The organism is Rugamonas aquatica (assembly GCF_009380215.1).
Taxonomy (GTDB): Bacteria; Pseudomonadota; Gammaproteobacteria; order Burkholderiales; family Burkholderiaceae_D; genus Rugamonas; species Rugamonas aquatica_B.
Genome location: NZ_WHUG01000020.1, coordinates 1 through 25,667 on the forward strand (window position 1 = coordinate 1; position 25,667 = coordinate 25,667).

Here is a 25,667-nt window from a genome sequence, read left to right on the forward strand (position 1 = left end):
GCCGCCGCCCCGGTCGCCCCGCCGCTGTCCGCGCTCAGCCCCGGCCCCACGCCAGCCCCGCGCGCGCGCAAGCGGCGCAAGGTGCTGCTGGCGGAAGACAACCCGGTCAACGTCGAAGTGGCCAGCGCCATGCTGGAAGGATTGGGGCTGGAAGTAAGCCGCGCCTGCAACGGCGAGGAAGCGCTGCATTCGGTGCAGGCCGGCGAATTCGACCTGATCCTGATGGATTGCCAGATGCCGGTCATGGACGGCTTCGCCGCAACGACGGAAATCCGCCGCCACGAACAGCAGCGCGGCCGCGCGCGCAACCTGCCCATCATCGCCATCACCGCCAACGCGCTGCAGGGCGACCGCGAATCCTGCCTGGCCGCCGGCATGGACGACTACCTGAGCAAGCCCTTCACGCAGCAGGCGCTGGGGCAGACCATTGCCCGCTGGATCAGTCTGCCGCGCGTGCCGGCAACACAGGAAGCAGCCGCGCCGGAAACGCCCGAATCGCCCGCGCATGAGCCCGCCGCCGCCACCGCGTTCGGCGGCGAGATCAACCGCCAGGCGCTCGACAACATCCGCGCCCTGAGCGCCAGCAACGGCGACGCGCTGCTGGAGCGCGTGCTGCAAGCCTATGTCGACGACACCCCCAGCCACCTGCGCGCGCTGCAACAGGCTATTGCCACCGGCAATACCGTGCAGCTGCGCAAGGCAGCCCACAGCCTCAAATCGAGCAGCGCCAACGTCGGTGCGACCGCGCTGGCGCAGCACAGCAAGGAAATGGAGCAACTGGGACGCAACGACACCACCGCCGGCGCCGCCCCCCTGCTGGCTGAAATGGAACGATCTTTCCAGGCCGTGCGGCAGGCGTTGGGAGCTATCCTGGAAAAGGAAATATGACATGGCGACGCCCACCTCCCCCAAGCGCGGCCTGGTCCTGGTCGCCGACGACGATCCCGTGATGCGCCTGCTGATGCTGGAAATGCTGGCCCAGGTCGGCCTGGACGCGGTCGAGGCCGAAGACGGCCTGCAAGCCGTGGCCTGCTTCGAGCGCATGACGCCGGACCTGCTGCTGCTCGATGTCGACATGCCCGGCATGGACGGCTTTGCCGTGTGCCGCGCAATCCGCCGCATGGAAACCCAGTCCACCGTGCCCATCATCATGGTGACCGGCGGCGACGAGCTCGAATCCGTGACGCTGGCCTACGAGGCCGGCGCCACCGATTTCGTCTCCAAGCCGATCAACTGGCCCATCCTCGGCCACCGCGTGCTGTACGTGCTGCGCGCCAGCGACGCCATCACCCGCCTGCGCATCGCCGACGCCCATCACCGCGCCGTGCTGGCGGCCATCCCCGACACCTTCTTCCGCATGAACAAGGACGGCTACTACCTCGACTACGAACAGGGCCACGAAGCGAGCAGCGTGTTCGCCAGCGACCAGTGCGTCGGCCGCCACCTGAACCAGGTGCTGCCGGACGACATCGCCCAGCACATGCTGGAACAGGTGCAGACCGTGCTCGACACCCAGCACATCCGCTCGCTCGACTACGAGCTGCCCATCGCCGGCGCGGCCGCGCGCGTGCGTCAGGGCGAGCACGCGGTGCCGGCGCCGGTGCGCCATTTCGAGGCGCGGCTGGTGGCCACCGGCCCCGACGAGGTGCTGGGCCTGGTGCGCGACATCAGCGAACGCAAGCGCACCGAGGAACAGATACGCCGCCTGGCTTACTGCGACAGCCTGACCGGCATTCCCAACCGCCAAGCCTTCCTGGAAACGCTGGAGGCCGAGCTGGTGCGCTCGCGCAAGGGCAACAAGAAATTCGCCGTGCTGTTCATGGACCTGGACGCCTTCAAGCGCATCAACGACACGCTGGGCCACGATGTCGGCGACCACCTGCTCAAGGCCGTCTCCGAGCGCCTGCGCGAGACCACGCGGCCCAGCGACCTGGTGTCGCGCACCGAAGTCGGCAGCAACAACCTGGCGCGCCTGGGCGGCGACGAATTCACCATCCTGATTCCCGACCTTGAGCGGGTGGAGAACGCCCTCAACGTCGCCCACCGCGTCAAGGAAGCGATGCGCCGCCCCTTCCTGCTGGACACGCACGAAATCTTCGTCACCGCCAGCATCGGCATCTCGCTGTACCCCGAGGACGGCGAGGATTGCAGCTCCCTGCTCAAGTACGCGGACACGGCGATGTACCACGCCAAGAACTGCGGCAAGAACAACGCCAAACTGTACAGCTCGTCGCTGACGATGCAGATCATGAGCCACGTCAAGCTCGAAGTCGGCCTGCGCAAGGCCTTGCAGAACGACGAGCTGTACCTGCTGTACCAGCCGCAGATCGATGTCTCCAGCGCGCAGATCGTCGGCGTCGAGGCGCTGGTGCGCTGGCGCCACCCGGAGCGCGGCATCATATCGCCAACCGAGTTCATTCCGCTGGCCGAGGAGACCGGTCTGATCATGCCGATCGGCGAATGGGTGCTGCGCACCGCCTGCCAGCAGGCGATGGCCTGGCAGGCGCCGGGCCGGCATCCGTTGCGGGTGGCGGTCAACTTGTCGGCCAAACAGTTCAAGGATGAGAACCTGACGCAGATTGTGCTGTCCACGCTGCACGAGACCGGCCTGCCGGCCGAGCTGCTGGAACTGGAACTGACCGAAGGCACGCTGATGGACGACGCCCGCGCCACCATGGTCACGCTGGAGCAGTTGCGCGGCATCGGCGTCTACCTGTCGATCGACGATTTCGGCACCGGCTACTCGTCGATGAACTACCTCAAGCGCTTCGACGTCCGGGCCTTGAAGATAGACCGCAGCTTCATCAGCGGCCTGCCGCAGGATTCGGAAAACGCCGCCATCACGCGCGCCATCATCGCCATGGCGCATGGCTTGAAGATGGCGGTGGTGGCGGAAGGCGTGGAGACTGGCGCCCAGCTGGTGCTGCTGGAACAGTTCGGCTGCGACATGGCGCAGGGTTACTACCTGGGCCACCCGTCGCCGCCGGAATCGATCAACCTGATGCTGGGCCAGCAGTTCGCGCTGAACGGCGTCATGAGCGGCGACACCGGCCGCTCGATGAACTCCGCCCAGATCTAAAGCCGGCCTAGAGCGCGCCGTCTTCCTTCATCGCGGCGATGTCGGCGGCGCTGTAGCCCAGCGACTGCAGGATCTCGTCGTTGTGCTCGCCCAGCGCCGGTCCCAGCCACTTGGTGTGGCCGGGCGTGGCCGACAGCTTGGGCGAGATCGCCGGCAGCTTGACCGGCGTGCCGTCGGCGAACTGGTGCTGCTCGAACATGCCGCGCGCCAGGAATTGCGGGTCGACCATCATGTCGCGCACCGAATAGATTTTCCCGGCCGGCACATCGGCCGCCTTCAACACGGCCAGCGCGCTGTCGATGTCCTGCGTATCGCACCAGGCCTGGATCGCATCGTCGATTTCCTGCGTGCGCTGCACGCGGCCATCGTTGCGTTCCAGCTGGGGATCGCCGGCCAGGTCGATGCGGCCCATGGCCAGCATCAGCCGCTTGAAGATCGCGTCGCCATTGCCGGCGATGACGATGTTCTCGCCATCCCGGGTGGTGTAGGTGTTGGACGGCACGATGCCCGGCAGCGCGCCGCCGGTGCGCTCGCGCACCACGCCCGCGTGGTCGAACTCCGGCACCAGCGACTCCATCAGGTTGAACACGGATTCGTACAAGGCCACGTCGACCATCTGGCCCTCGCCCTGGAGCTTGCCGCCGGTGGCGTCTCGGTGGCGCAGCGCCATCATCGCGCCGATCGCGCCGTGCAGCGCCGCCACCGAATCGCCGATCGACACGCCGACCCGCACCGGCGGCCGGTCCGCGTGGCCGGACACGTAGCGCAGCCCGCCCATCGATTCGCCGATGGCGCCGAAGCCGGGCAAGTCCTTCATCGGCCCGGTCTGGCCGAAGCCCGACAGGCGCACCATGATGGTGGCGGGATTGATGGCCTTCAATTGCTCGTAGCCGAGATCCCACTTCTCCAGCACGCCGGGGCGGTAGTTCTCGATGATGATGTCCGCCTCCAGCGCCAGCTGGCGCGCGATGGCGCGGCCGCGCGCGTGCTTCATGTTCAGCGTCAGCGATTTTTTATTGCGCGACTGGACCGACCACCACAGCGAGGTGCCGTCCTTCAGCACCCGCCATTTGCGGATCGGATCGCCGCCGTCGGGCGACTCGATCTTGATGACCTCGGCGCCGAACTCGCCCAGCATGCGCGCACAAAAAGGGCCCGCGATCAGCGTGCCCAGTTCCAGTACCTTGATGCCGGCGAGCGGGCCAGCGGTGTTCGTAGTCGTCATGTCGCCCTTCGGTCCAGCATGGCGCGGGCGATGGTGCCCGCGTCCACGTACTCCAGTTCGCCGCCAACGGGCACGCCGCGCGCCAGCCGGCTCACTCGCAGGCCGCGCGCCTTCAGCATCTCGCTGATGTAGTGCGCGGTGGCTTCGCCCTCGTTGGTGAAATTGGTGGCCAGCACCACTTCCGTGACCAGGCCGTCGGTGGCGCGCGCCACCAGTTTTTCCAGATGGATGTCCTTGGGACCGATGCCGTCCAGCGGCGACAGCCGTCCCATCAGCACGAAGTACAGGCCCTTGTAGGTCAGCGTCTGCTCGATCATCAGCTGGTCGGCCGGCGTCTCCACCACGCACAGCAGGCGGCGGTCGCGCTGCTCGTCGTTGCAGGTGTCGCAGACGTCTTCTTCGGTGAAGGTATTGCACAGCGCGCAGTGGTGCACGGCGTTGACCGCCTGGTGCAATGCGCGCGACAACATGTCCGCGCCTTCGCGGTCATGCTGCAGCAAGTGAAACGCCATCCGTTGCGCCGACTTGGGGCCGACACCAGGCAGACGGCGTAACGCTTCCGTCAGAAATTCCAGCGATTTGGACATGGAGTGCTAAGCGGCAGCTGCCCTTAGAAAGGCATCTTGAAGCCGGCCGGCAGATTCATGCCGGAGGTCAGGCCGCCCATCTTTTCAGCGGAGGTGGCTTCGGCTTTGCGCACGGCGTCGTTGAAGGCGGCGGCGACCAGGTCTTCCAGCATGTCCTTGTCGTCGGCCAGCAGCGACGGGTCGATCGATACGCGCTTGACGTCGTTCTTGCAGGTCATCACGACCTTGACCAGGCCGGCGCCGGACTGGCCTTCGACTTCGATCAGGGCCAGCGCGTCCTGCGCCTTCTTCATGTTGTCCTGCATTGCTTGCGCTTGTTTCATCAAGCCGGCCAGTTGGTTCTTCATCATGATGGAATTCTCCGTGTATTGAAAGTTAAGGATATGATCAGTTGGCTGCCGCAGCCGCGACGGCGGGCGGCGGCGTGATGGAGCCCGGCACCACCCAGGCGTCGAACTCGCGTATCAGGCTGTTCACAAAGGGATCGTTGGCGACGGTTTCCTCGGCGGCGCGCTGGCAGGCTTCGCGATACGCCTGGGCTTCGGCGCTGGCGGTGTACCAGACGGCGCCCAGTTCGGTCTCCACGCGCACCGCGCGGCCGAAGCGTTCGGTCAGCGCGACGGTGAGCTTTTCCACGTTGCCCGGCGTGCGCCAGGTTTCGATCGGCACGCGGACCTTGAACACGACCGCGTTGCCGTCGATGCTGCATTCGATAAGTTCGGCCTGCATGGCCAGCTGCTGGGCCACGCCGCGCAGTGGCAAGGCGGCGGCCACGGCGGGCCAGTTGCCGTCCCAGTTCAGTTCCGGCACCGGTGTGATGACGTAGGCGTGCGGCGCCTTGGCCGGCGCAGGCGCGGCGCGGGCCGGCATGACGACGGCTTGCGCTTCATCCGCGTAGGCCAGCGGCGGCGGCGCCTGGTGCTGCGACGGCTGCTGTGCGGCCTGTGGCGCGTACTGCTGCCCTGGCGATGGCGCGTGCGAACGCGACGGTGCGTAAGCCGGTGCGGGCGCGGATTGCGCTACCGCGCTGTCGTCCGAAAATTCAGTGACCCAGGGTGGTAGGTCATCCTCTTCGTCGGCCTGCTGGGGAGCAGGCTTGGAAGCGGGCGCGGCTTGCGGCGCCACCTGCTGCGGCGCGACCTGGCGGACCGGCGCTTCCAGCACGGCAGCTTGCGTATCGCCGCCCATGGCCGTCGTCGGCGGCATGTCTTCCCAAGGCGCAGGGCGCGATGGCGAGACAGCAGCCGGCGCGCTCGGCGCGGCAGGCTGAGCGTAACCAGCGCCAGATGCCGCAGGAGGCGTGTAAGCAGCGCTTGGCGCCTGCGGTTGCGAAGCCGCTCCCGCGCCGAAACCGGATGACTGCGCCGAACTGTCTGGCGCCGCTGGCGCTGAGCCAGGAGGCGCGCTTGGCGCGAATGCGGCTGGGGCCGATGGCGCGGCAGCCGGCGCCGCAGCGGCCGGCGCGGTGCTGGCCGACGACGAACGCGCGCCAGGCTTGGATGCCGCGCGTGCTGCTTCCAGCGCCGCATTGATTGCAGCGCGTGCCGGACTGATCGGCCCTGCTGGTGCAGCGGCAGCAGCAACCGGCGCAGGCGCGGCGGGCGCGGACGCCGCCGGCGCCGCATGCACAGGCATCGCCGACGGCGCCGCTGGCGTGCTCATTGCAGGCGGCATCGCACTGGCCGACGGGGTAGCAGCAGCCGGAGCCGCGAACGCCGCCGGAGCAGGCGCCGACGCCTCGTTGCGCGCCATCGCAGCCGCCGCACCGGCGACCACCGCAGCCGGCGTCACGCTGGCATGACTAGCCTGCATATGCGCCGCCGCCCGCGCAGGTGGCGCCGCAGCAGCCCGTGCCGCCGCCACCGCGCCCGAGCGCGACATGGCCGGCGCGGCCGCAGGCTGTCCCTCCGCCCCGCCTACGCCGGGCCGAAAGGCCAGCATGCGCAACAAGGTCATCGAGAAGCCAGCATATTCATCCGGCGCCAGCCCCAATTCATTCCTGCCATGCACCGCGATCTGATAATACAGCTGCACCTCTTCCGCATCGAAGGCGGCGGCCAGACGCACGATATCCGCATGCTCAGGCAAGTCTTCCGGCAACGCTGCCGGCACCGTCTGCGCCAGCGCGATCCGGTGCAGCAAGGTACCCAGATCCTGCAAGGCGCCGTTGTACGACAGACTGCGCGTCGCCATCTCATCGGCCACGGCCAGCAGATCCGCGCCATCCTGCGCAGCCAGCGCATCGAGCAGGCGGATCAGATACGACTGGTCCAGCGCGCCAAGCATGCCCTGCACCGCATCCAGCGTCACCGCACCGGCGGCGTAGGCGATCGCCTGGTCGGTCAGCGACAGCGCATCGCGCATCGAACCATGCGCGCCGGCGGCCAGCAGACGCAGGGCAGGCGCCTCGAAGCTGATGCCCTCCTGTCCCAGGATATTGTCCAGATGGCCGATGATGTGCCCCGGCGGCATCTGCTTCAGATTGAACTGCAGGCAGCGCGACAGCACCGTCACCGGTATCTTCTGCGGATCGGTGGTCGCCAGGATGAACTTGACGTGCTCCGGCGGTTCCTCCAGCGTCTTCAGCATCGAGTTGAAGGCGTGGTTGGTCAGCATGTGCACCTCATCGATCATATAGACCTTGAAGCGCGCATTGCTCGGCGCGTACACCGCCTGCTCCAGCAGCTGCGCCATCTCGTCGACGCCGCGGTTCGACGCCGCATCCATCTCGATGTAGTCGACAAAGCGGCCCGCGTCGATCGCGGTACACGCTTCGCACACGCCGCACGGCGTCGGCGTGATGCCGCCATTGCCGTCCGGGCCCACGCAGTTGAGCGACTTGGCCAGGATGCGCGACAAAGTGGTCTTGCCGACCCCGCGCGTTCCGGTGAACAGATAGGCATGGTGCAGGCGGCCGCTGTGCAAGGCGTGCGTCAGCGCGCGCACGACGTGCTCCTGGCCGACGAGCGTTTCGAAATTCTTGGGGCGGTATTTACGGGCGAGGACTTGATAGGACATGCTGGGATTTTACCGTAGATAGCGGGTGCAAAGGGCCTATCCTGCTCCGCCTAGTATCTGCGGCGTCAGGGTCGCCAAAACGGCAATTGTAACAAGGCATGAGCAGATTTGGTAATCAGGCATAAGCGTCTTACAATTTGTTTTCCTTTTAACATGGAAACATATGATGAAACTTGTCTTGCTGCCGTTGCTGTTGCTGTCCCTCGCCGCCCACGCAGACGAACGCGAATGGGTGCCATATAAGAAGCTGGTTGAAGAACTGCGCCTCGACAAGTACTACGCCATTCCGCCAGCCGAACGCGACAAGATCAAGCTGTTCGTCACCGTCAAGCCCAAGAACACCAAGTACCAGCCGGCCGACGTGGTGCTGACCGTGGTGCACGGCAGCGAACGCTCGCTGCTGACGCCGCTCTCTCCCGACTATCGCCTGACCCTCGTGCCGAACGCCAAGTGGATGACGGACGACACCAAGATCATGACCAGCCTGCCGAAGGGTGAAAAATCCGCGATGAACTATGAAGTGACGGCGGTGCTGCCCGAGGGCACGCAGTGGCAATATGCGCAGGTGATGGGCGCGGTCGGCCAGACCAACAACGCCATCAAGAAAATGGCTGGCGCGTTCAGCATGTTCGCGCCTAGCGTCAAGTCGGTGCTGTTCAAGTTTGCCAAGCCGGCTGAGCTCAAGCTGGGCGCCAACGTCTACCACACGGACGCGAAGAACCAGATCAAGCTGACGCCTGAATCCGCATGGCTGAAAGAGAATCCGCTGCTGGTGGCGTCGGAGCGGCCGCTGGAAGCGCTGCTGGATGACGAGTAAAGGATGAGTAAATAAAAAAAGCTGCCCTTGGCAGCTTTTTCATTTTCCCGAAGGAGGCGAGCCTGATCTGCGGCACTTATGGTTAATAGCCGTGGCTGCTTCGTTCCCGACCTGACCAGGTTAGCCATGCCACAATGCGCAGGGGCCCGCCGGGATCAATTATAACCTACAGCCCCAACTCCTGCCAAATCTGATCCACCCGTGCCTTCACGTCCGGCGACATGCTGATTACTGTGCCCCACTCGCGCGTGGTTTCGCCCGGCCACTTGTTGGTGGCGTCGATGCCCATCTTGCTGCCCAGGCCGCTCACCGGCGAGGCGAAGTCCAGGTAATCGATGGGAGTGTTGTCGACCAGCGTGGTGTCGCGGGTCGGATCGACGCGCGTGGTGATCGCCCAGATCACCTCGTTCCAATCGCGGATGTTCACGTCCTCGTCCACCACCACGATGAACTTGGTGTACATGAACTGGCGCAGGAAACTCCACACGCCGAACATCACGCGCTTGGCGTGGCCGGCGTACTGCTTCTTGATCTGCACCACCGCCATGCGGTAGCTGCAGCCTTCGGCCGGCAGGTGGAAGTCGGTAATCTCCGAAAACTGCTTTTGCAACAGCGGCACGAACACCTCGTTCAGCGCCAGGCCCAGGATCGCCGGTTCGTCGGGTGGCTTGCCGGTGTAGGTTGAGTGATAGATCGGGTCGCGGCGCATCGTGATGCGGTCGATGGTGAACACCGGGAACGAGTCCTGCTCGTTGTAGTAACCGGTGTGGTCGCCGTACGGGCCTTCCAGCGCGTGCTCGTAGCCGCTCGGATGGTTTTCATCAGGATAGATATGGCCTTCCAGCACAATCTCCGCCGACGCCGGCACGCGCAGCTCGCTGCCGATAGCCTTGACCAGCTCGCTGCGGCTGCCGCGCAGCAGGCCGGCGAACTGGTATTCGGACAGGCTGTCCGGCACCGGCGTCACCGCACCTAATATAGTAGCGGGATCGGCACCCAGCGCGACGCAGATCGGATAAGGCTGGCCCTTGCTCTGTATGGCGTGCTCGCGGAAGTCCAGCGCGCCGCCACGGTGCGCCAGCCAGCGCATGATGACCTTGTTCGGCCCCAGCACCTGCTGGCGGTAGATGCCCAGGTTCTGGCGCTTCTTATTAGGACCCTTGGTAATCACCAGGCCCCAGGTAATCAAAGGCGCGACGTCGCCAGGCCAGCAGTGCTGGATCGGCAATTTCGACAAATCGACGTCGGCGCCCTCCCACACGATTTCCTGGCACGGCGCACCGCGCAACTCCTTCGGCGCCATGTCCCACACGGCTTTGACCAGCGAGCCCATGCCCATCAAGTCCTTGAAGCCCTTCGGCGGTTCCGGCTCTTTCAGGCGGGCCAGCACATGGCCGATCTTGCGCAGTTCGCTGACGCTGTCCGCTCCCATGCCGAGCGCGACGCGGCGTTCCGTGCCGAACAGATTGCCCAGCACCGGCATGCTGTGTCCGGTCGGATTCTGGAACAGCAAAGCCGGTCCGCCGGCCCGCAAAGTGCGGTCGCAAACCTCAGTCATCTCCAAATATGGTGAAACGGGCACCAAAATGGGCTTAAGTTCGCCCATCCGTTGCAGTTGAGAAATAAAATCTCGCAAATCAGAATATTTCATCGTTTTTTAATTTTTTCTTACAACGCAGCATACTGTTTAAAAAGACAGGTCAAGTAGTTGATTTTATTGGTTTTAGCCGCAATACAAGCAAAAAAGTAAGATTTAAAAGTTATAGCTTTCAATTGCGTTAGTATTGACTTGATATAAAACGGCTTCTACAATTTGCCCTACTTGAAGAGAACACGGTCCAGCACGGGTTGAACCCGGAACGCGGTCCACATAAATGTGTTGCTCATTCATTCACGGAGTCGGGGCTCCACATGACATTTTAAGGAGTGTTTTCAAAAGGCGTCTGCCTTACCCCCGAAAGAAGTTGTATTGCGACTGATCGAATACCACAGGGAAACATCAGCTCTAGCAAGCAATGACGGCGTCCAACGCGCGCTCCCAGCGGCGGCGGACGATGAGAAATTTCTGATGCACGGCATTAGCACCCGGTTAGCTGCGTTCAACGCTGGCGGGGACCCGCTTTTACGGACATTTCAGGGGAACTATATGATCAATCGCATCACCGGCGCAACGCAGTTTGCCCGTACCATGGCTCGCCAGCCAGCAGCGTGGTTTTCCACGACTCGCGTTTCGGCAAAAGGCGTGCTGACCACCGCCCAACACACTCTGACCATTCTGGGTGTGACCGCTTTAGTAGTAATGGCAGTACTGTTTGTCCGTCCCGACCTGGCCAAGGCACTGAGCAACAGCCTGAACCACGAACCGGAAGTCGAAGCTGTTGCCGTCGTGGCGCCGCCGCTGTCGGCCCTGATGGAAACGCCGTCCTCCACCCCGGCCGCCAGCACCGCACCGCTGACCGCCGAAGAAAAAGCCCTGCTGGGCACGCAGAAGCAGCAACAATGGGTTACTTCCTGGCTGTCCAAGCGTTACCGCGTAGCGGGCGACGCCGCCAACATGCTGGTGTCCACCGCCTACCTGACGGCACGCGAGATCAAGCTTGATCCGCTGCTGATCCTGGCAGTGATGGCGATTGAATCGGGCCTGAATCCGTTCGCGGAAAGCCCGGTCGGCGCGCAAGGCCTGATGCAGGTCATGTCGAAGGTGCACCACGATAAATTCCAGGAAATGGGCGGCCTGCAAGCAGCGCTGAACCCGGTGGCCAACATCCGTGTCGGCTCGCTGATCCTGAAGGACTACGTCACCCGTGGCGGTTCGGTCGAAGCCGGCCTGAAGATCTATGTCGGCGCCGCGGCGTTCGAACATGACGATGGCTACGGTTCGAAAGTGCTGGCCGAGTACCAGCGCCTGAAGCAGGTATCCGCAGGCAAGAAGGTCCCGACCATTACCCCGATGATGGCGGCAGCGCCAGCCAAGCCTACCCCGCCGGTCGCGGCGGTAGACAAATCGGTCAGCGGCACCCAGATCGCCGGTCTCTGATTTCGTAGCACAGACACTAAGCCACCTTGCGAGGTGGCTTTTTTACGTCCGCAGCAATCAGCGCGAGCAGGAGGTGATCTTGGTCTTGATACCGTCGCGGAAGGGATCGCGGCCGCCGGTCACGCCGTTCGACTCCTTGACCGCGCAGAACGTGCTGCCGTTCGCCATGCGGATCTTGGTCATCACGCGGCCGTCGTCCAGCGTGATGCTCTCCTGGGTCGTGCCTTCCCTGCCGACATAGGCACTTCCCAACTTATCGGCCAGCATGGTGGTGTCGTTGGCGATCTTCTTGTCGCGCGGATTCCAGGCTTCCTTGCGCAACTGCCGGTCGGCGGCTGCGGCGCTCTTGAGCGAGCGCTGCAGCAGATCGTCGGACGGTTTGGCAGGCGGCAGCGCGAACGGGTCCGGCGGTGGCGCGGTCTGGGTGATCGCCTGCGGCGCTGGAGGCTCGGCCGCAGGTGGCGCAGCTTGCGGCGCCGTGGGCGCCAGCGTCATGCGCGGAGCCTGGGGCTCACGAACGGGCTGGGCTAGCCTGGGCAGCGGCTTCGGCCGCTCAGGCGGCGGCACAAACGCCGGCAGGATGTAGGTGATGCCCGGCTGCGGCGCCAAAGGTGCAGCAGGATGCAGCCGCTCAGGCGAGCGCCAGCAGATAAACCCCAGCACATGGACGCCGCCGATCAGCGCCAGCCAGCCACGACGACGCCAGGCCGGCGCCGCGTTCAAGGTATGCAGTTCGATAACAGGCTTTCGCAGTTAATTTAAAAACAACCGATGATGGGGCTTGGCCCTCTTGCCGTCAAATATGCGGCCATCTATTTGCCAAACGATTTCGGGCAGGTGCCGACAAAGGTTTTGACGCCATCCCGGAAGGGATCGATCGCGGCGCTGTTGTTGGCCTGCTTGGTGCCGCAGTAGACGCTGCCGCCCAGCGTGCGCACCTTGGTCATCGTGCGCCCGTCCGGCGTGGTCAGGTTTTCCGTGGTAAAGCCCTGGTCGTTGCCGACGTAGGCGCTGGCCACGGCCGCGCTCAGCGGCGTGGCGTCGTTGGCGGTCTTCTTCGCGTCGGGATGCCAGGCTTCCTTGCGCAATTGCCGGTCGGCGGCAGCGGCGCTCTGGAGCGCGCGTTGCCGCAAATCCTCGACCGGCTTGGCGGCCGGCAGCGCGAACGGATCCGGCGGCGGCAAGGTCTGCGTGATCGCCTGCGGGGCCGGCGGCGCAGCGGGCTGCACTGACTGCACCGGCTGCAGCATGGGCGTCCGCAGCGTCATGCGCGGTGCGGACGCAGAACGAGGCGCCTGGATCGGCGCCGGCCGCTTCGCGGGCGCCAGAATATAAGTGATGGCTTCGTGGCGCCCCGCAGCGGCCGCCATGGGCCGCTCAGGCGCGCGCCAGCACAGGAAGGCCAGCAGATGCAGCCCGGCGATCAGCGCCAGCCAGCCACGGCGGCGCCAAGTCCGCGCCGCGCTCAGGGAATGCAGTTCGATGATGCGCCCTCGACATTGATTTAAAATCAATGGATTCTGCGGCGCAGTCCCCTCCCCGTCAAACCCCAAATAAAAAAAGCCACCACAAGATACCTTGGGTGGCTTTGCACAGTACCGAACGCTGCTTAGCGTTTTTTGTCGGCAGCGACTTCGTCCGGGCGGACACGGGCGGCCAGCTTGTCCAGCACGCCGTTGACGTATTTGTGGCCATCGATACCGCCGAACGACTTGGTCAGCTCGACCGCTTCGTTGATGACGACGCGGTAAGGGATTTCCAGGTTGTTCTTCAGCTCGAACGCACCGATCAGCAGCACCGCGTGCTCGATCGGCGACAGCTCGCCCACGCCACGGTCGACCAGCGGCGCGAAGCTTTCGCGCAGCGCTACCGAATCCTTGATCGCGCCGTACAGCAGCACAGTGAAGTGGTCGCCGTCGGCCTTGTCGAAGCCGTGCGCGGCGCGGATGTTGTTCACCACGGTGGATGCGTCTTCATTGTTCAGCAGCCACTGATACAAACCCTGCAACGCAAACTCGCGCGCACGATGGCGCGGCGTGCGGTTCTTGCTGGGGTTGGCGTGCAAAATTTTATCTGTCATGGTTATACCTGTTCTTAAATACTTACAAAATCCGGCTCAGTGCGCCGGCGCATACCGGCACACTGCGCCGTTTCCTACTGGTTCTTACTCGTCGTCGCCTTGGTCCTGGTTCAACTCTTCCAGGGCGATGGTCAGATTGGCCATTTCCACCGCCACGCGCGCCGCATCGGCGCCTTTTTCGGCCATGCGGACTTCGGCTTGCTCGTCGTTCTCGGTGGTCAGGATGGCGTTAGCGATAGGAATACCATAATCCAGGCCGATGCGGGTGATGCCGGCACCGGATTCGTTCGATACCAGCTCGAAGTGGTAGGTTTCGCCACGGATCACTGCGCCCAGTGCGACCAGCGCATCGAACTGCTGCGACTCGGCCATCTTCTGCAGCACCAGCGGCACTTCCAGTGCGCCTGGCACGGTCACGTGCAGCACGTCTTCATCGGCCACGCCCAGGTGCTTCAGTTCGGCCAGACAGGCCGACAGCAGGCCGTGGCAGACGTCTTCGTTAAAACGGGCTTGAACGATGCCGATGCGCAGGCCGTCGCCGGACAAATTGGTTTCGTAGCTTCCTACAGTCATGGAGTGCCTCTTGTGTGTTGGTTGAATTAGTGTGGTTTGGCCATGTAGCCGGTCACTTCCAGATCGAAGCCCGTCATCGACGGCATCTTGCGCGGGCTGGCCAGCAGCTGCATCTTGCAGACGCCGACTTCGCGCAGGATCTGGGCGCCGATACCGTAGCTGCGCAGGTCCATGCTGGCGGCGCGGCCTTTCGGTTTGGTTTCCGGCTTGCCCAGCGCGTCGAACTGGGCGAAGAACTGCTCCGCCGTTTCTTCGCAGTTGAGCAGCACGATCACGCCGCGCTCGGATGCCTTGACCGCCGCCAGCGACGACGACAGGTTCCACGAGTGGGTGGTCGCTTCCGATTCCAGGATGTCGAGGATGGACACCGGCTGATGCACGCGCACCAGGGTTTCCTTGCTCTTCTCGATATCGCCGTGTACCAGCGCCAGGTGGGCCGAGCCGCTCGGCTTGTCGCGGAAGGCGATCATGCGGAAGTCGCCCTGGGCGGTCTTCAGCGGACGCTCGCCGATCTTCTCAACCAGCGACTCGTTGCGGCTGCGGTAGTGGATCAGGTCGGCGATGGTGCCGATCTTCAGGCCGTGTTCCTTGGCGAATTCCAGCAGGTCCGGCAGGCGCGCCATGGTGCCGTCGTCCTTCATGATCTCGCAGATCACCGAGGCGGGCGTCAGGCCGGCCATCGCGGTCAGGTCGCAACCGGCTTCGGTATGGCCTGCGCGCATCAGTACGCCGCCCTTTTGCGCCTTCAGCGGGAAGATGTGGCCGGGCTGGACGATGTCCGACGGCTGGGTATCCTTGGCGACGGCGACCTGGATGGTCTTGGCGCGGTCGGCCGCCGAAATGCCGGTGGTCACGCCCTCGGCCGCTTCAATCGACACGGTGAAATTGGTGCCGAAGGCGGTGCCGTTACGGGCCGACATCATCGACAGGTTCAGCTGGTCGCAGCGCTCTTCGGTCAGGGTCAGGCAGACCAGGCCGCGCGCATGCTTGACCATGAAGTTAATGGCTTCAGGCGTCACAAAGTCCGCCGCGAGCACCAAGTCGCCTTCGTTTTCCCGGTCTTCTTCATCGACCAGGATCACCATGCGGCCAGCGCGCAATTCGGCGACGATTTCTTCGGTGCTGGAAATTGACATTTTTAATCCTTTGTAGCGGAGCTAGAACAGGGCGCTATTTTAAAGGATTTACGCCCGTCCCACCGTAAAACGCCGCTTTTATCCGCCAAATGGCTGGCATCGCAGCCCGTCCCGTGAATTTCTTATCAACATTCCGGCGATTGCATTGAAAAAATATTTGAATCCGATCGCCGCACTGTTGCGTACAAGCAATAAGAATAACTATTTGACGAGGAATGCGATGCTACCCACCACCCGCCTGCTGGCCCTGCTGTCCCTGACGCTGCTGTGCGCCATGGCCCGTGCCGAGCCGGACCGGCAGATCGCCGAGGGACAAAAGCTTTGGCAGCAGCGTTGCGCGGAATGCCACGCCATCGACAGCAACGAAACCGGCCCCATGCACCGAGGCGTGGTTGGCCGCCGCATCGGCAGCGTCAAAGGCTACGATTACTCCCCGGCGCTGCGCCAGGTCAAGGAGCGCTGGGATGCGGCCGCTCTGGACCGCTGGCTGACCGACCCCGAACAATTCCTCCCCGGGCAGAACATGGACTTCAAAGTCACCGCTCAGGAGGAGCGCGCCGCCCTGATCGCCTACCTGAAAACGCTATCCGCGCCCCAGGTCGCCGGCGTACGCTAGACAGAAATATTACCCATCTGTAATAAAATTTACCGCTTGGACTCTGATACATGGCGATACAAACGGCTAGAATGAGGCTTGCAAATCCAACAATGTATCTCATGAACAATTATCACATCAGCTATAAATCGTTTGAAATCCGCTCCTTCAGCAGTCAAAATGAACAAGATAAATGGCAGGGCCGCTGGGAGCTGTATCGGCAACTCAGCCGAATTGACTCCAGCACCGTCGTAACAGAATTTGCAACCTCGACCGACGCCAGCCAAAACGCTTTGGCCGTCTGCTGCCAAATGGTAGACGAAGGCCGTATCCGCAACCCGGCCTTGCTTGCAACCGGTTTTTAGGCGTTGCGGCCGGCCATGACACCGCCGTCCACGTCCCACACCGCGCCCGTCACCCACGCAGCCTTGTCCGACAGCAGGAACAAGATCGCCTCCGCCACGTCGCGCGGCGTGCCGACCCGGCCGATCGGATGGAAGCTGTTGAAGCCCTGCAGCGCGCCATGCACCTCCGCCTTCGGAATGAAGCCTTCGTAGATCGGCGTCTCCACCACGGCCGGCGCTACCGCGTTGACGCGTATCCGACTGGCGGCGAGTTCCATCGCCACATGCTGCGTCAGTGCATGCAAGCCGGCTTTGGCCATCGAGTAAGCCGACGAAGGCGTCGCCGCAATCGCCTGCCTGCCCCACATCGAGCCGATATTGACGATGGCGCCTGGACGGCCTGCCGCCGCCAAGTTGGCCGCCACCTTCTGCGTGATGAAGAAGAAAGCCTTGTTCAGCGCCTGATACTGGTCATAGTCCGCCTCCACATGTTCAAGGAACGGCTTGGGGAAGAACACGCCGGCCGCATTCACCAGCAGGTCGATATCCCGGTGGTCGGCATCGATGGCTTGCAGCAGTTGCTGCACGCCTTGCGCGCCGCCGAGATCGGCCGTCAACGCGGCGACCTGCCCCAGTTGCGCCAGCGACGCGCGCGCCGCCTCGGTCTTGTCCCGGCGCTGGCCGACGATCACCACGCTGCCGCCCTGCTGCAGCACCATGCGCGCGGTTTCCAGACCCATGCCACTGGTGCCGCCGACGACCAATAATTTTTTACCACTGAATGCAAGCATAACTGACTCCGATGTTTACCAACTAGTTGGTAGGTTAAACTACTTAAAAATATGCCGGCAGCCGCCGGCACGGAACAAGGCCAGCCCGTCAGGCCAGCAAAGACAATAGAAAAGTGTGCGCCACCCCGGCCGGCCCACGCGCGCTGCCCGACGAACGGGAGACGATCATCGCGCCTTCCAGCGCCGCCAGAAAGGTTTCCGCCAGCGCCCTCGCCTCCGGCAGCGGACGCAATTGCTGCGCGCGCTGGCCGTCGGCGATCACGGTCGCCAGCCAATCGGTGTTGACCTCGAAGAAGCGGCTCACCTCATGCGTGACGCCGGCAGGCAGCGAATTCACCTCCGCCCCCAGCATGCCGCAGACGCACAGGCGCTGATCGATGGCATAGGTGTTTTCAAACAGCGCCGCATACGCGGCCAGGCGGTCGGCAGCCTTGGCGTGGTGGCCCTCGATGCGCAGCAACTGCTCGCGGAATCGGTGCGTGTAGCGCTGCGCCACCGTCGCCGCCAGGTCGCCCTTGGTCGCGAAGTGGTGATGGATGCTGGGCTTCTTGATGCCGACCAGCTTGGCCACATCATCGTAGGAAAAGCCGTTGTAGCCTCGCTGCTGTATCAAGCCCTCGGCGGCATCGACCACCCGCAGCGCGGACTCGGAAATCTCGGAAAAATGCTTCATCTGCTCAACTCGCTAATAACCGACTAGTTGGTAGATATACTAAGCAAGATTCGGAATGCTGTCAACGCCCGGCGCACCGGGCGTCGCAAAGCTTATTTTCCTGCGGCGCCGACCGACACCATGCGCTCGACGTAGCGGGCGATCAGATCGATCTCCAGGTTGACCTGCTTGCCGACTTCCAGATGCTTGAGCGTGGTCATGGCGATGGTGTGCGGGATCAGGTTGATCGAGAACTGGCAAACCAGATCCTTGCCCGTGCCGATGTCGGTCACGCGGTTCACCGTCAGCGATACGCCGTTGACGACGATGGAGCCCTTGAAGGCCAGGAACTTGGCCAGGTCATGCGGCGCTTCGATCACCAGCTCCCACGATTCCCCCACAGCCTCGAACTTGCGCACCACGCCCAGGCCGTCCACGTGGCCGGATACCAGATGGCCGCCCAGGCGCTCATTGAGCGTCAGCGCTTTTTCCAGGTTCACTTCGGTCAGCGTGTCGAGGCCGACGGTGCAGTTCAGGCTTTCGCGCGAGACATCGACGCGGAAGCTGCTGTCGTCCTTTTCCACCACGGTCATGCAGGCGCCGTTGATGGCGATCGAGTCGCCCAGCGCGACGTCGGCCAGCGGCAGGCCGCCGGCGTGGATGTTCAGGCGCACGCCCGCGAACGAGCCGCCTTCGAGTGGCTTGACGGATTCAATTTTGCCGATAGCGGCGACAATTCCAGTAAACATGTGAGTGCTCTTATTGATGAGTGAATCGTGCAAGGATACGCAAATCTTCGCCGATCTGCTTAACCTCGTGAAATTTCAAAAGCTGCTTGTGCGCCAGGTCGGTCAGCGCCGGCAAGGCGAACATGCCCTGCGCATCGCCCAGCAGCGTCGGCGCCAGATAGACCAGCAATTCGTCCACGCAGCCCTCGCGGATCAGCGAGCCGTTCAGTTTGCCGCCCGCTTCGACATGCAGTTCGTTGATCTGGCGCCGGCCCAGCTCGCGCATCAGCTCGGGCAGATCGACCTTGCCGGAGGCATTGGGCAGCAGGATGATTTCGGCGCCGACAGCGCGCAGCGCCGCTTCCTTTTGGGGATCGCTCACCGCCGCCGCGATCCACGTCCCGCCGCCCTGCAAGACCTTGGCGGATGGATCGATGTCGAGCTTGCTGTCGACCACGATGCGGCGCGGCTGGCGCGGCGTCTCCACCGCGCGGACGTTCAACTGCGGATCGTCGGCCTTGACGGTGCCGATGCCGGTCAGGATGGCGCAGGCGCGGGCGCGCCACGCATGGCCGTCGGCGCGGGCTTCCGGCCCGGTGATCCACTGGCTGACGCCGTTGTGCAGCGCCGTCATGCCGTCCAGGCTGGCCGCGGACTTCATCCGCACCCACGGCAGGCCGCGCGTCATGCGCGAGAAGAAGCCGATGTTCAGTTCATAAGCCTGATCGGCCAGCAGGCCCGTGCTGATCTCGATGCCGGCGGCGGCCAGCTTGGCCATGCCCTGCCCCGCCACCAGCGGATTCGGATCTTCCATCGCCGCCACCACGCGGCCCAGGCCCGCGCGCACCAGCGCATCCGAGCATGGCGGCGTGCGGCCGTGGTGGTTGCACGGTTCCAGCGTGACGTAGGCGGTAGCGCCGCGCACATCATGGCCGCGCGCCTGCGCATCCTTCAGCGCCTGGATTTCCGCGTGGTCGCTGCCGGCCTGCTGCGTGACGCCGGCGCCGATCACCTGGCCGTCGCGCACGATCACGCAGCCGATGTGCGGATTCGGCGAAGTCGTGTACAACCCTTTCGCGGCCCATTCCAGCGCCAGCGTCATGCCTTCGAGATCGTTGCTGATGTTCACGTTGTCCTTAGTCAGTCGCGCTGGCGCAGCTTGCGCCGTCCACTGCCGGATCGCAGACGCGCACCCGGCCCAGCATATTGATTTTGATGTTGCGCACGTTCTCGCCTTGCGTCAGCGACAGCGTGCCCCAGCGCGCGGCCAGGCTGTTGCTGGCGCTGCAAGCGCGCCCTGCAGCATTATAAGCAAGGTAGAGCGGCGCTGCACCAGACGAGAAGACGGACGCGACGACAATACCGTCGGCGATGGCGCCGTGCTGGAACAACAACCGTTCGCCGGGGTCGGGGCGGCGGTTGCCATTATCGTCGATAAACACGGCCCAGCCCTGGCGCCACGAGGTGCCGGACGCTTCCAGCGGCGCCAGCAGCACCTTGCCGCCGCGCGCCATCGCATGCGAGCGCGTCAGGTTGATGGCGGCGACCAGGTCGTTGACGGCGATCCGCAATTGCTGCCGCTTGAGCGCGGCCTGATAACTGGGCACGGCAACGCCGAACAGCAGTGCCGCCAACACCAGCACGATCAGCAGTTCGGTCAGCGTGTGACCGTGGCGGGAAGCGTGGCCTGGCATCGTGTGCGCCCTCACGGCCAGCAACGGGTGGACGGCCCGGTGGCGAGGCGCAGACCGCTGCTGGTCAGCTTGAGCTGTCGGCAATCCTCGTCTCGGAATCTGGCATCGACCAGCGCTGTGCCCGGCGTGGCGATCAGTTGCACGCACTGGGAGATCAGCTCGCCGTCGCAGGCCTTGCCTTCGATTTCGTAGGCGCTGGTCGCCGCGCCGTTGCTGCTCCACCATTTGAACTGGTGGGCTTCCGGATCCGTCGTGCCGGATGAGAAAGCGATGTAGGTATTAGTCTGCGTGTAATAGCGTTCTTCCTGCTGCATCAGTTGCAGCAGCGCGGCCTGTGCTTCGGCGCGGCGCGAGCGTATCACGTGCTCTCGAAAACTGGGCAGCAGCTGCGCGGCCAGCACGGACAGTATGACCAGCACGATCAGCAATTCGATCATGCTGAACGCGTGGGCGCGTGCACGGACGGCCATCATTTTACGGCCTCGTGCAGCTCGCGCCAATTGGCCACCTCGCGCCAACTGAGCCGGCCTGCCCGCAAGCGCACCTTGACGCTGCCGGCCACCACAGTCTCGCGCGCTGACGCATTGACGACCGCGTAGCCCTTCTCCACCACGACCTGCCCGGTCGGATCGGGCGGTGCCCGGCTCGCCGACTGCTGCACCAGCGACGGCACCGCCGAATACGTCGCTTGCAGCACGCCGACGATGGGCGCGGCCGGCGCAACACTGGCCGCACTGAGCCCGCCCGGCAGGCCGCTCAACGCTTGCAGCACATACGTTCGGCTGCGCGAGGCATCGCACTTGTCCGCTCCCGGCAGCAAGGTATTGAAGACGACCGCACCGCCAACCAGCTTGCCGCCGCCAATGCTGCGTTCCCCCGTGAGCGCGGACTGCAGGAAGTCGACATACCAGCCTTTACTGCCCGCCTCCATCGTACCGCCGCCTATGCTCAGCAGGTCGCCGCCTGACGACGCCAGCACGCGCTCGGTGAGCTGGCGACGGCCGGTGACGACATCCATCGGCACGGACAAGCTGTCATGGATCGCGTAGAACGATTGCGTAGTGAAGTCCGTCGCCGCCAAATCGTTCCTGGCGAGCAGCCGGCCGGTGCCGAACAGGATCAGGTAGCCGCCACCCGACGCGTACGCCACCATCGGCTGCTGCGCGATGGGCTGACGGTTGCCGTCGCCATCACGGGCGACGAACAGCGCCTTGGCAGCCGCGCCCGGCCAACTGCTGAAATCGAAACGCCACAGATTGCCTTGCAGGTCCCCGGCATAAGCGTAATTCAACGCACCGTCACGGTCGGCAATCAAAGCTGGTGCGCTCAGTCCGTTGGCCATAGATGGATCGGATATTGGCGTGACGAGGCGGAAGTAGTTGACGTTCAGCCGCCACGGCGCATCGTGCGCCTTGTCCATCGCCAGCAGGAATAAGGCTCCCTTGCCGGCACCACTCCGATGGCCGTCGCGCGCGTAGTTGTTCAATCCGCTGGAGACGACGGCGAAGTAGCGGTAAGTCGCCACACCCGCTCCATGACTGGTACGCACCTTGATGACCTGAGGTAGCGTGGTGATGTTGCCCATCATCGGATCGTCGCGGTCGGTGAACTCCCATAGTACGGCACGTTCATCCAACGCTTCGGGATCGCTGATATCCAATGCGAACAAGCCCTGCGCGCCGCCGCCCATCGCGGCGACGAGGACCGTTCGCCAGCTGCCCGCGATCAGCGCGTCGCCACTGCTGGCGGGGCCATCGACGTAGGCGCGGTGTACGTAACCGGGGTCGGGCAGGCGGTTCAATGCAGGCAACAAGGCATCGGGCACATAGGCGTAGAGCTCGCTGCCAGTGCCGGCATCGAAGGCGTGCAGCATGCCATCGTTGGCGCCGAGGTAGATCACCGGGCGGCGGCTTTTGTGACGCTCGCGAAAGGCAAGATAGTCGGCATCCAGCGAGGCCCCGGACGGCGGACCGACCAGCACCGGCGTGCTGTTGATGGCGTCGCCAAGTACGCTGGTGCGCCGGCGGAACAGCGCCCCTTCATCGCTGCGTTCGCCACGCAGATAGGCAACGCGACGCTCGCCGAGCCCGTCGGCAGCCACCGCGTGCGGCGACGGCGGCGGCAGATCGAGCAACACCCGCTGCGCATCCGACAGAGCGAGCCAGGAAAACGGTATGCCGGCCAGTTTGCCATCGTTCTGCACGACAGCCGTGTACACCTTGCGCGCCTCAGGCGCCGGGGACGGCGCGCGCCCAGCCCCGCCGGTGAGGAGCGCTCCCGCATCCCACAACGCGGCGGCCGATGGCGGCAACGCGACGCCCGCCGCAGGCAAGGCAAAGCGCTCAAAATGCCCGCCCCAATCTCCCGCGTCCATGGTCGCGCCGAATAAATCGCCACCGGATGCCGCAGGTACCGTGGACGCAGAGGATGCGACAGCAGACGCCATCGCCAACAACGATGCTCCCGCAATTCGCGCGCCGCCCGGCGACGCCGGCCGACACGCGGCAGTGAGCGGCTCGCTCGCGAGATCGAGCACCGGCGGCGCGGCGCGCACGCCGACCGCCAGCATCGGCAACAACAGCAACAGAAAGCCGATCAGCATCCACGACAACATGCGCGCCGCCATCCGCACCCAGTGCCTGCCATGCCCTGACAGCGTACTATCGCCAGCAACTCGCATACCCCCTCCTCACTCCAGCTTGCTGTACACGGTTTGCAAGACCAGCTCCGTCGCCGGCCGCGCGCCGAAGCCGATCACCGTCACGCGATAACAATGCGCAACCGCTCCGCCAGCCGACGCATCCTCGCCCGGCTGATGGCACTCCATCCGCTCCACCACATAGCGCGGCTTCTTAAACGGCAGCACACCTTCAGCCGTCAGCATCGCCGCCCCGGTATGCGCGCCGTAGCCGAGCGTGCACGCGCCGCCATCCTCCACGCCGGACAAATCCACCCGCTGCCAGACCGGCGACGCATCGCAGGCACCGACCTCGCCCGCGCCATCCTGAATATCGTGCTCCGCATCCGCCAAGGCATCCTCCGCCGCCTGAAACGCCACGTCCCGATCCCGCTCGCCACGCGCTGCCTTCTCACCCTGCAAACTCATCTGCGCCGCCGAGACGCCCAGCAACATCGCCAGAAGCATCATCATCAGGCACATCAACACCACCACGCCCCGCTGCCGTTGGACCGCCATGATCTAGCCGCCCCGATTGCGCAAAGCCACCGTCATGCCCACCACCCGCCGCGCCCGCGCCCGCTGCGCCGGCGGCAAGCTTGCCTCCGTGACGCGCACGCCCTCGTCATCGCCATGCGCTTCGGAATACGCCGGGCCGAACAGATCGAAGCGCGTCGCCACCGTATCGGCGCGGGTATTGCTGTCGCCGTGCAGCAGCAAGGCCACCTTGACGCTGCACACCCGCTTCCAGAAAGTCTTGCGGCGCAAATCGCGCAGGCGCTCGTCCGTCGTCGCGCCAGACAGCAGCAGCGCGGCATCCATCGCATCGACGCCGCTGGCGTTGACATAGGCATTGGGAATATTGTCGGCAGGCGTATCGGTATCCACGCCATACAGCACCTGGAACGAATCGACGCCGCGCACGATGGCGTCCGCGCCCCAGCCGGATGCGCCGCGATATTTGCAGCGCAGCTCCGCCTCGCCGTCGCCATTGGCAGCGACATAGAAAATGCTCCAGCCACGACCATCCTCATCGTGCGGCACGGCGACGCCAAAGCCCGCGCAGTTGAGGCTGGAGCCGTCGCCATTGCCGCCCTCGCCCGAGCCGGAAAAGCGCAAGGCCAGCACATCGCTGCCATGCGCCACCGCCGGCAGTACTTCCGAAATATCGGCACTGTTGCGGCCGATACTGCGGGCATCCAGGCCGGCGATCGACGCAGGGGCGGCGTCATCGAGCTCGACCGGCGCCACCTTGCTATCCCAGTTGATGTAAGCGCCTTGCCGTATCGCCCGCGCCATGATGTCGAGCGCATGGCGGCCGCCGTCGTTGAGGCCGATGTTCTCACTGTGATTGCGATAACCGCTGCCGGCCGACAGCAGCAAGCCGCTGGCCAGCAAGACCACGATCAAGCCCAGCGCCAGCGCAATGGCGAACTCGATCACGGTCCAGCCGCGCACAGATAAAGGCCGCGCGCTCATCGCGTCGCTCCCACGGCGTAGGCCACGGCAGGCACGAACTCGCCGCCGGCATCCTTGCGCGGCGTGCCATCGGGATTCCTGTCGTGCCATCCGACCTTGACCACCACCGGCGCTCCCGCGCTGCCGCCGCAAGCCCAGCGCAAGGTGGCGCCGCCGTCGCGGCATACACGTATGCGGCCGGCCGGCAGATACATACTCACCTGCATTTTGGTTTCGTACAGATCGAACATCGCCAATTGCATGGCGTCGCACGCGGCGCCATAGCACAGCGACGACGGCGCCGGCGGCAGCGGTTCGGTCAGCGCATCGTAGTCCAAGGTCAGATAGGGATTGGCGCCATCGGCCAGGCGCATTTGCACGGCGTTGGCGCGCATGCGTTCGGCCAGGCCCGTGGCCACATAAGCCGCTTGCGACAACATCGCCGCCTGATGCCGCGCGCGCAGCGCCGACAGCTGCATCGCCACGCCGCCCGCGATGCCAACCGCCAGCAACAGCACGGCGACCAGTATCTCCAGCAGTGTAAAGCCCCGCATATCAGCGCGTGCACGCACGGCACACCTCCGCAAGTCGACAAGACTGAGCTAGAAGTTAGCAGTGGCTACTGTAGGGAATATGAGGTGTATCAAAGGTGCGCCAGCCGTAGGCCGGCGTACAACGTGCACGAAACTAAGCCTTACGCGGCTTGCGTTCCTGCCCGACTTCGGCAATCGCATCCTGGAACTCGGCCAGGTCTTCGAAGTTTTTATAAACCGATGCAAACCGGATATACGCGATCTTGTCCAGACGCTTCAACTCCTGCATCACCAGCTCGCCGATGTAGCCGGTGTCGACTTCGCGCTGGCCGCTGGTCAGCAGCTTTTCTTCGATCGACAATATCGCCGCGTCAACGGCGGGCGCCGCCACGGGACGTTTGCGCAAGGCCAGCGTCAGGCTGCCGCGCAGTTTGGCGGCTGCGTACTCGGTACGGCTGCCGTTCTTCTTGACCACATACGGCATCACCAGTTCGATGCGCTCATACGTGGTAAATCGTTTATCGCATTTACCGCAGCGCCGGCGCCGGCGTATCGAATCCCCTTCCTCGGATACACGCGTATCGAGAACCTGGGTATCTTCATGCTGGCAAAACGGACATTTCATATGGGCGCTATTCGGTGA

At 64.2% G+C, this 25,667-nt stretch carries 27 protein-coding genes and 1 other RNA gene; 6 read left to right on the plus strand and 22 right to left on the minus strand.

From position 1 onward, the window contains the following. Together GEV02_RS29770 and GEV02_RS29775 are read left to right on the plus strand one after the other, a co-directional pair. Window positions 1-888: response regulator (locus GEV02_RS29770; protein ID WP_152841446.1), on the plus strand; the 888-nt coding region annotated here is incomplete at its 5' end. A 1-nt stretch (window position 889) separates the two neighbouring features. After that, window positions 890-3,079, plus strand: a complete 2,190-nt coding sequence (locus tag GEV02_RS29775; RefSeq protein ID WP_152841447.1) for a putative bifunctional diguanylate cyclase/phosphodiesterase — start codon at window positions 890-892, stop codon at window positions 3,077-3,079. Window positions 3,080-3,086: 7 nt separating this feature from the next. On the opposite strand, the gene GEV02_RS29780 is transcribed toward GEV02_RS29775, so the two are convergent. From GEV02_RS29780 to dnaX, 4 genes are read right to left on the minus strand one after another with little or no spacing between them, the layout of a single operon-like run. Continuing rightward, window positions 3,087-4,304 (minus strand): CaiB/BaiF CoA transferase family protein, encoded by a 1,218-nt coding sequence (locus GEV02_RS29780; protein WP_152841448.1) that lies wholly within the window; start codon window positions 4,302-4,304, stop codon window positions 3,087-3,089. Further along, a complete protein-coding gene (gene recR / locus GEV02_RS29785; protein ID WP_008446752.1) occupies window positions 4,301-4,891 on the minus strand; it encodes a recombination mediator RecR in 591 nt (196 codons plus the stop codon). The genes GEV02_RS29780 and recR overlap by 4 nt, the downstream gene beginning before the upstream one ends. Before the next feature lie 23 nt (window positions 4,892-4,914). Next, a complete protein-coding gene (locus GEV02_RS29790; protein ID WP_152841449.1) occupies window positions 4,915-5,241 on the minus strand; it encodes a YbaB/EbfC family nucleoid-associated protein in 327 nt (108 codons plus the stop codon). A 37-nt stretch (window positions 5,242-5,278) separates the two neighbouring features. Further along, window positions 5,279-7,909, minus strand: coding sequence for a DNA polymerase III subunit gamma/tau (gene dnaX / locus GEV02_RS29795; protein WP_152841450.1), 2,631 nt, complete (start codon window positions 7,907-7,909; stop codon window positions 5,279-5,281). Between the two features lie 163 nt (window positions 7,910-8,072). Between dnaX and GEV02_RS29800 the strand changes: the two genes are divergently transcribed. Continuing rightward, on the plus strand, window positions 8,073-8,726 hold the full coding sequence (locus tag GEV02_RS29800) for a DUF2987 domain-containing protein (RefSeq protein WP_235923055.1): 654 nt from the start codon (window positions 8,073-8,075) through the stop codon (window positions 8,724-8,726). Window positions 8,727-8,778: 52 nt separating this feature from the next. Here GEV02_RS29800 and ffs read toward each other — a convergent pair. Then, window positions 8,779-8,877: signal recognition particle sRNA small type (gene ffs / locus GEV02_RS29805), an RNA gene on the minus strand. Between the two features lie 15 nt (window positions 8,878-8,892). Further along, window positions 8,893-10,377 (minus strand): 4-hydroxy-3-polyprenylbenzoate decarboxylase, encoded by a 1,485-nt coding sequence (gene ubiD / locus GEV02_RS29810; protein WP_152841451.1) that lies wholly within the window; start codon window positions 10,375-10,377, stop codon window positions 8,893-8,895. Window positions 10,378-10,914: 537 nt separating this feature from the next. Here ubiD and GEV02_RS29815 point away from each other — a divergent pair. Then, window positions 10,915-11,763, plus strand: a complete 849-nt coding sequence (locus GEV02_RS29815) for a lytic transglycosylase domain-containing protein (RefSeq protein WP_051077233.1) — start codon at window positions 10,915-10,917, stop codon at window positions 11,761-11,763. 57 nt (window positions 11,764-11,820) lie between these two features. On the opposite strand, the gene GEV02_RS29820 is transcribed toward GEV02_RS29815, so the two are convergent. The 5 genes from GEV02_RS29820 to ribBA all read right to left on the minus strand — a co-directional run bounded on the left by GEV02_RS29820 (window position 11,821) and on the right by ribBA (window position 15,552). Further along, window positions 11,821-12,486, minus strand: a complete 666-nt coding sequence (locus GEV02_RS29820; protein WP_152841452.1) for a hypothetical protein — start codon at window positions 12,484-12,486, stop codon at window positions 11,821-11,823. 89 nt (window positions 12,487-12,575) lie between these two features. After that, window positions 12,576-13,277, minus strand: coding sequence for a hypothetical protein (locus GEV02_RS29825; RefSeq protein ID WP_235923057.1), 702 nt, complete (start codon window positions 13,275-13,277; stop codon window positions 12,576-12,578). Between the two features lie 95 nt (window positions 13,278-13,372). Continuing rightward, the gene (gene nusB, locus GEV02_RS29830; protein WP_008446744.1) at window positions 13,373-13,843 is read right to left on the minus strand and encodes a transcription antitermination factor NusB; all 471 of its coding nucleotides are present in this window, start codon (window positions 13,841-13,843) and stop codon (window positions 13,373-13,375) included. A gap of 84 nt (window positions 13,844-13,927) precedes the next feature. Then, a complete protein-coding gene (gene ribH / locus GEV02_RS29835; RefSeq protein WP_008446743.1) occupies window positions 13,928-14,416 on the minus strand; it encodes a 6,7-dimethyl-8-ribityllumazine synthase in 489 nt (162 codons plus the stop codon). 26 nt (window positions 14,417-14,442) lie between these two features. Continuing rightward, complete coding sequence (gene ribBA, locus GEV02_RS29840; RefSeq protein ID WP_070272938.1) at window positions 14,443-15,552, minus strand: bifunctional 3,4-dihydroxy-2-butanone-4-phosphate synthase/GTP cyclohydrolase II; 1,110 nt, start codon at window positions 15,550-15,552, stop codon at window positions 14,443-14,445. Window positions 15,553-15,772: 220 nt separating this feature from the next. Here ribBA and GEV02_RS29845 point away from each other — a divergent pair, with 220 nt between their 5' ends. Together GEV02_RS29845 and GEV02_RS29850 are read left to right on the plus strand one after the other, a co-directional pair. Beyond that, on the plus strand, window positions 15,773-16,168 hold the full coding sequence (locus tag GEV02_RS29845) for a c-type cytochrome (RefSeq protein WP_152841453.1): 396 nt from the start codon (window positions 15,773-15,775) through the stop codon (window positions 16,166-16,168). Window positions 16,169-16,218: 50 nt separating this feature from the next. Continuing rightward, window positions 16,219-16,512: a hypothetical protein gene (locus GEV02_RS29850; protein WP_152841454.1), complete on the plus strand. Its 294-nt coding sequence runs from the start codon at window positions 16,219-16,221 to the stop codon at window positions 16,510-16,512. On the opposite strand, the gene GEV02_RS29855 is transcribed toward GEV02_RS29850, so the two are convergent. The 11 genes from GEV02_RS29855 to nrdR form a co-directional block, all read right to left on the minus strand. Then, window positions 16,509-17,282: an SDR family NAD(P)-dependent oxidoreductase gene (locus GEV02_RS29855; RefSeq protein ID WP_152841455.1), complete on the minus strand. Its 774-nt coding sequence runs from the start codon at window positions 17,280-17,282 to the stop codon at window positions 16,509-16,511. The two genes, GEV02_RS29850 and GEV02_RS29855, sit on opposite strands and share 4 nt — an antisense overlap. An 88-nt stretch (window positions 17,283-17,370) precedes the next feature. After that, window positions 17,371-17,955, minus strand: a complete 585-nt coding sequence (locus tag GEV02_RS29860) for a TetR/AcrR family transcriptional regulator (protein ID WP_152841456.1) — start codon at window positions 17,953-17,955, stop codon at window positions 17,371-17,373. 92 nt (window positions 17,956-18,047) lie between these two features. Beyond that, window positions 18,048-18,683, minus strand: coding sequence for a riboflavin synthase (locus GEV02_RS29865; RefSeq protein WP_152841457.1), 636 nt, complete (start codon window positions 18,681-18,683; stop codon window positions 18,048-18,050). 10 nt (window positions 18,684-18,693) lie between these two features. After that, entirely contained in the window at window positions 18,694-19,791 is a 1,098-nt protein-coding gene (gene ribD / locus GEV02_RS29870; RefSeq protein WP_328595953.1) for a bifunctional diaminohydroxyphosphoribosylaminopyrimidine deaminase/5-amino-6-(5-phosphoribosylamino)uracil reductase RibD, read from the minus strand. A 7-nt stretch (window positions 19,792-19,798) separates the two neighbouring features. Then, window positions 19,799-20,356 (minus strand): GspH/FimT family pseudopilin, encoded by a 558-nt coding sequence (locus GEV02_RS29875; protein WP_152841458.1) that lies wholly within the window; start codon window positions 20,354-20,356, stop codon window positions 19,799-19,801. 11 nt (window positions 20,357-20,367) lie between these two features. Further along, window positions 20,368-20,829, minus strand: a complete 462-nt coding sequence (locus tag GEV02_RS29880; protein ID WP_235923058.1) for a type IV pilin protein — start codon at window positions 20,827-20,829, stop codon at window positions 20,368-20,370. Beyond that, window positions 20,826-22,970, minus strand: a complete 2,145-nt coding sequence (locus GEV02_RS29885; protein ID WP_235923059.1) for a pilus assembly protein — start codon at window positions 22,968-22,970, stop codon at window positions 20,826-20,828. The genes GEV02_RS29880 and GEV02_RS29885 overlap by 4 nt, the downstream gene beginning before the upstream one ends. A 75-nt stretch (window positions 22,971-23,045) precedes the next feature. Then, window positions 23,046-23,552, minus strand: a complete 507-nt coding sequence (locus tag GEV02_RS29890) for a pilus assembly PilX family protein (RefSeq protein WP_152841460.1) — start codon at window positions 23,550-23,552, stop codon at window positions 23,046-23,048. A gap of 3 nt (window positions 23,553-23,555) precedes the next feature. Further along, complete coding sequence (locus GEV02_RS29895; RefSeq protein ID WP_152841461.1) at window positions 23,556-24,512, minus strand: PilW family protein; 957 nt, start codon at window positions 24,510-24,512, stop codon at window positions 23,556-23,558. Further along, window positions 24,509-25,063 (minus strand): type IV pilus modification protein PilV, encoded by a 555-nt coding sequence (gene pilV / locus GEV02_RS29900; RefSeq protein ID WP_328595954.1) that lies wholly within the window; start codon window positions 25,061-25,063, stop codon window positions 24,509-24,511. The genes GEV02_RS29895 and pilV overlap by 4 nt, the downstream gene beginning before the upstream one ends. 115 nt (window positions 25,064-25,178) lie before the next feature. Continuing rightward, complete coding sequence (gene nrdR, locus GEV02_RS29905) at window positions 25,179-25,649, minus strand: transcriptional regulator NrdR (protein WP_043479966.1); 471 nt, start codon at window positions 25,647-25,649, stop codon at window positions 25,179-25,181. Between the last annotated feature and the right edge of the window lie 18 nt (window positions 25,650-25,667).

Coding starts and splice junctions, on each gene's coding strand:
- GEV02_RS29775 (WP_152841447.1), top strand. CDS start 890: ATGGCGACGCCCACCTCCCCCAAGCGCGGCCTGGTCCTGGTCGCCGAC.
- GEV02_RS29865 (WP_152841457.1), bottom strand. CDS start 18,683: ATGTTTACTGGAATTGTCGCCGCTATCGGCAAAATTGAATCCGTCAAG.
- dnaX (WP_152841450.1), bottom strand. CDS start 7,909: ATGTCCTATCAAGTCCTCGCCCGTAAATACCGCCCCAAGAATTTCGAA.
- GEV02_RS29815 (WP_051077233.1), top strand. CDS start 10,915: ATGGCTCGCCAGCCAGCAGCGTGGTTTTCCACGACTCGCGTTTCGGCA.
- nrdR (WP_043479966.1), bottom strand. CDS start 25,649: ATGAAATGTCCGTTTTGCCAGCATGAAGATACCCAGGTTCTCGATACG.
- GEV02_RS29845 (WP_152841453.1), top strand. CDS start 15,773: ATGCTACCCACCACCCGCCTGCTGGCCCTGCTGTCCCTGACGCTGCTG.
- ribH (WP_008446743.1), bottom strand. CDS start 14,416: ATGACTGTAGGAAGCTACGAAACCAATTTGTCCGGCGACGGCCTGCGC.
- ribBA (WP_070272938.1), bottom strand. CDS start 15,552: ATGTCAATTTCCAGCACCGAAGAAATCGTCGCCGAATTGCGCGCTGGC.
- GEV02_RS29855 (WP_152841455.1), bottom strand. CDS start 17,282: ATGCTTGCATTCAGTGGTAAAAAATTATTGGTCGTCGGCGGCACCAGT.
- GEV02_RS29850 (WP_152841454.1), top strand. CDS start 16,219: ATGGCGATACAAACGGCTAGAATGAGGCTTGCAAATCCAACAATGTAT.
- GEV02_RS29780 (WP_152841448.1), bottom strand. CDS start 4,304: ATGACGACTACGAACACCGCTGGCCCGCTCGCCGGCATCAAGGTACTG.
- recR (WP_008446752.1), bottom strand. CDS start 4,891: ATGTCCAAATCGCTGGAATTTCTGACGGAAGCGTTACGCCGTCTGCCT.
- ubiD (WP_152841451.1), bottom strand. CDS start 10,377: ATGAAATATTCTGATTTGCGAGATTTTATTTCTCAACTGCAACGGATG.
- nusB (WP_008446744.1), bottom strand. CDS start 13,843: ATGACAGATAAAATTTTGCACGCCAACCCCAGCAAGAACCGCACGCCG.
- GEV02_RS29875 (WP_152841458.1), bottom strand. CDS start 20,356: ATGCCAGGCCACGCTTCCCGCCACGGTCACACGCTGACCGAACTGCTG.
- GEV02_RS29880 (WP_235923058.1), bottom strand. CDS start 20,829: ATGATGGCCGTCCGTGCACGCGCCCACGCGTTCAGCATGATCGAATTG.
- GEV02_RS29790 (WP_152841449.1), bottom strand. CDS start 5,241: ATGATGAAGAACCAACTGGCCGGCTTGATGAAACAAGCGCAAGCAATG.
- GEV02_RS29860 (WP_152841456.1), bottom strand. CDS start 17,955: ATGAAGCATTTTTCCGAGATTTCCGAGTCCGCGCTGCGGGTGGTCGAT.
- GEV02_RS29890 (WP_152841460.1), bottom strand. CDS start 23,552: ATGGCGGTCCAACGGCAGCGGGGCGTGGTGGTGTTGATGTGCCTGATG.
- GEV02_RS29895 (WP_152841461.1), bottom strand. CDS start 24,512: ATGAGCGCGCGGCCTTTATCTGTGCGCGGCTGGACCGTGATCGAGTTC.
- GEV02_RS29800 (WP_235923055.1), top strand. CDS start 8,073: ATGATGAAACTTGTCTTGCTGCCGTTGCTGTTGCTGTCCCTCGCCGCC.
- GEV02_RS29885 (WP_235923059.1), bottom strand. CDS start 22,970: ATGTTGTCGTGGATGCTGATCGGCTTTCTGTTGCTGTTGTTGCCGATG.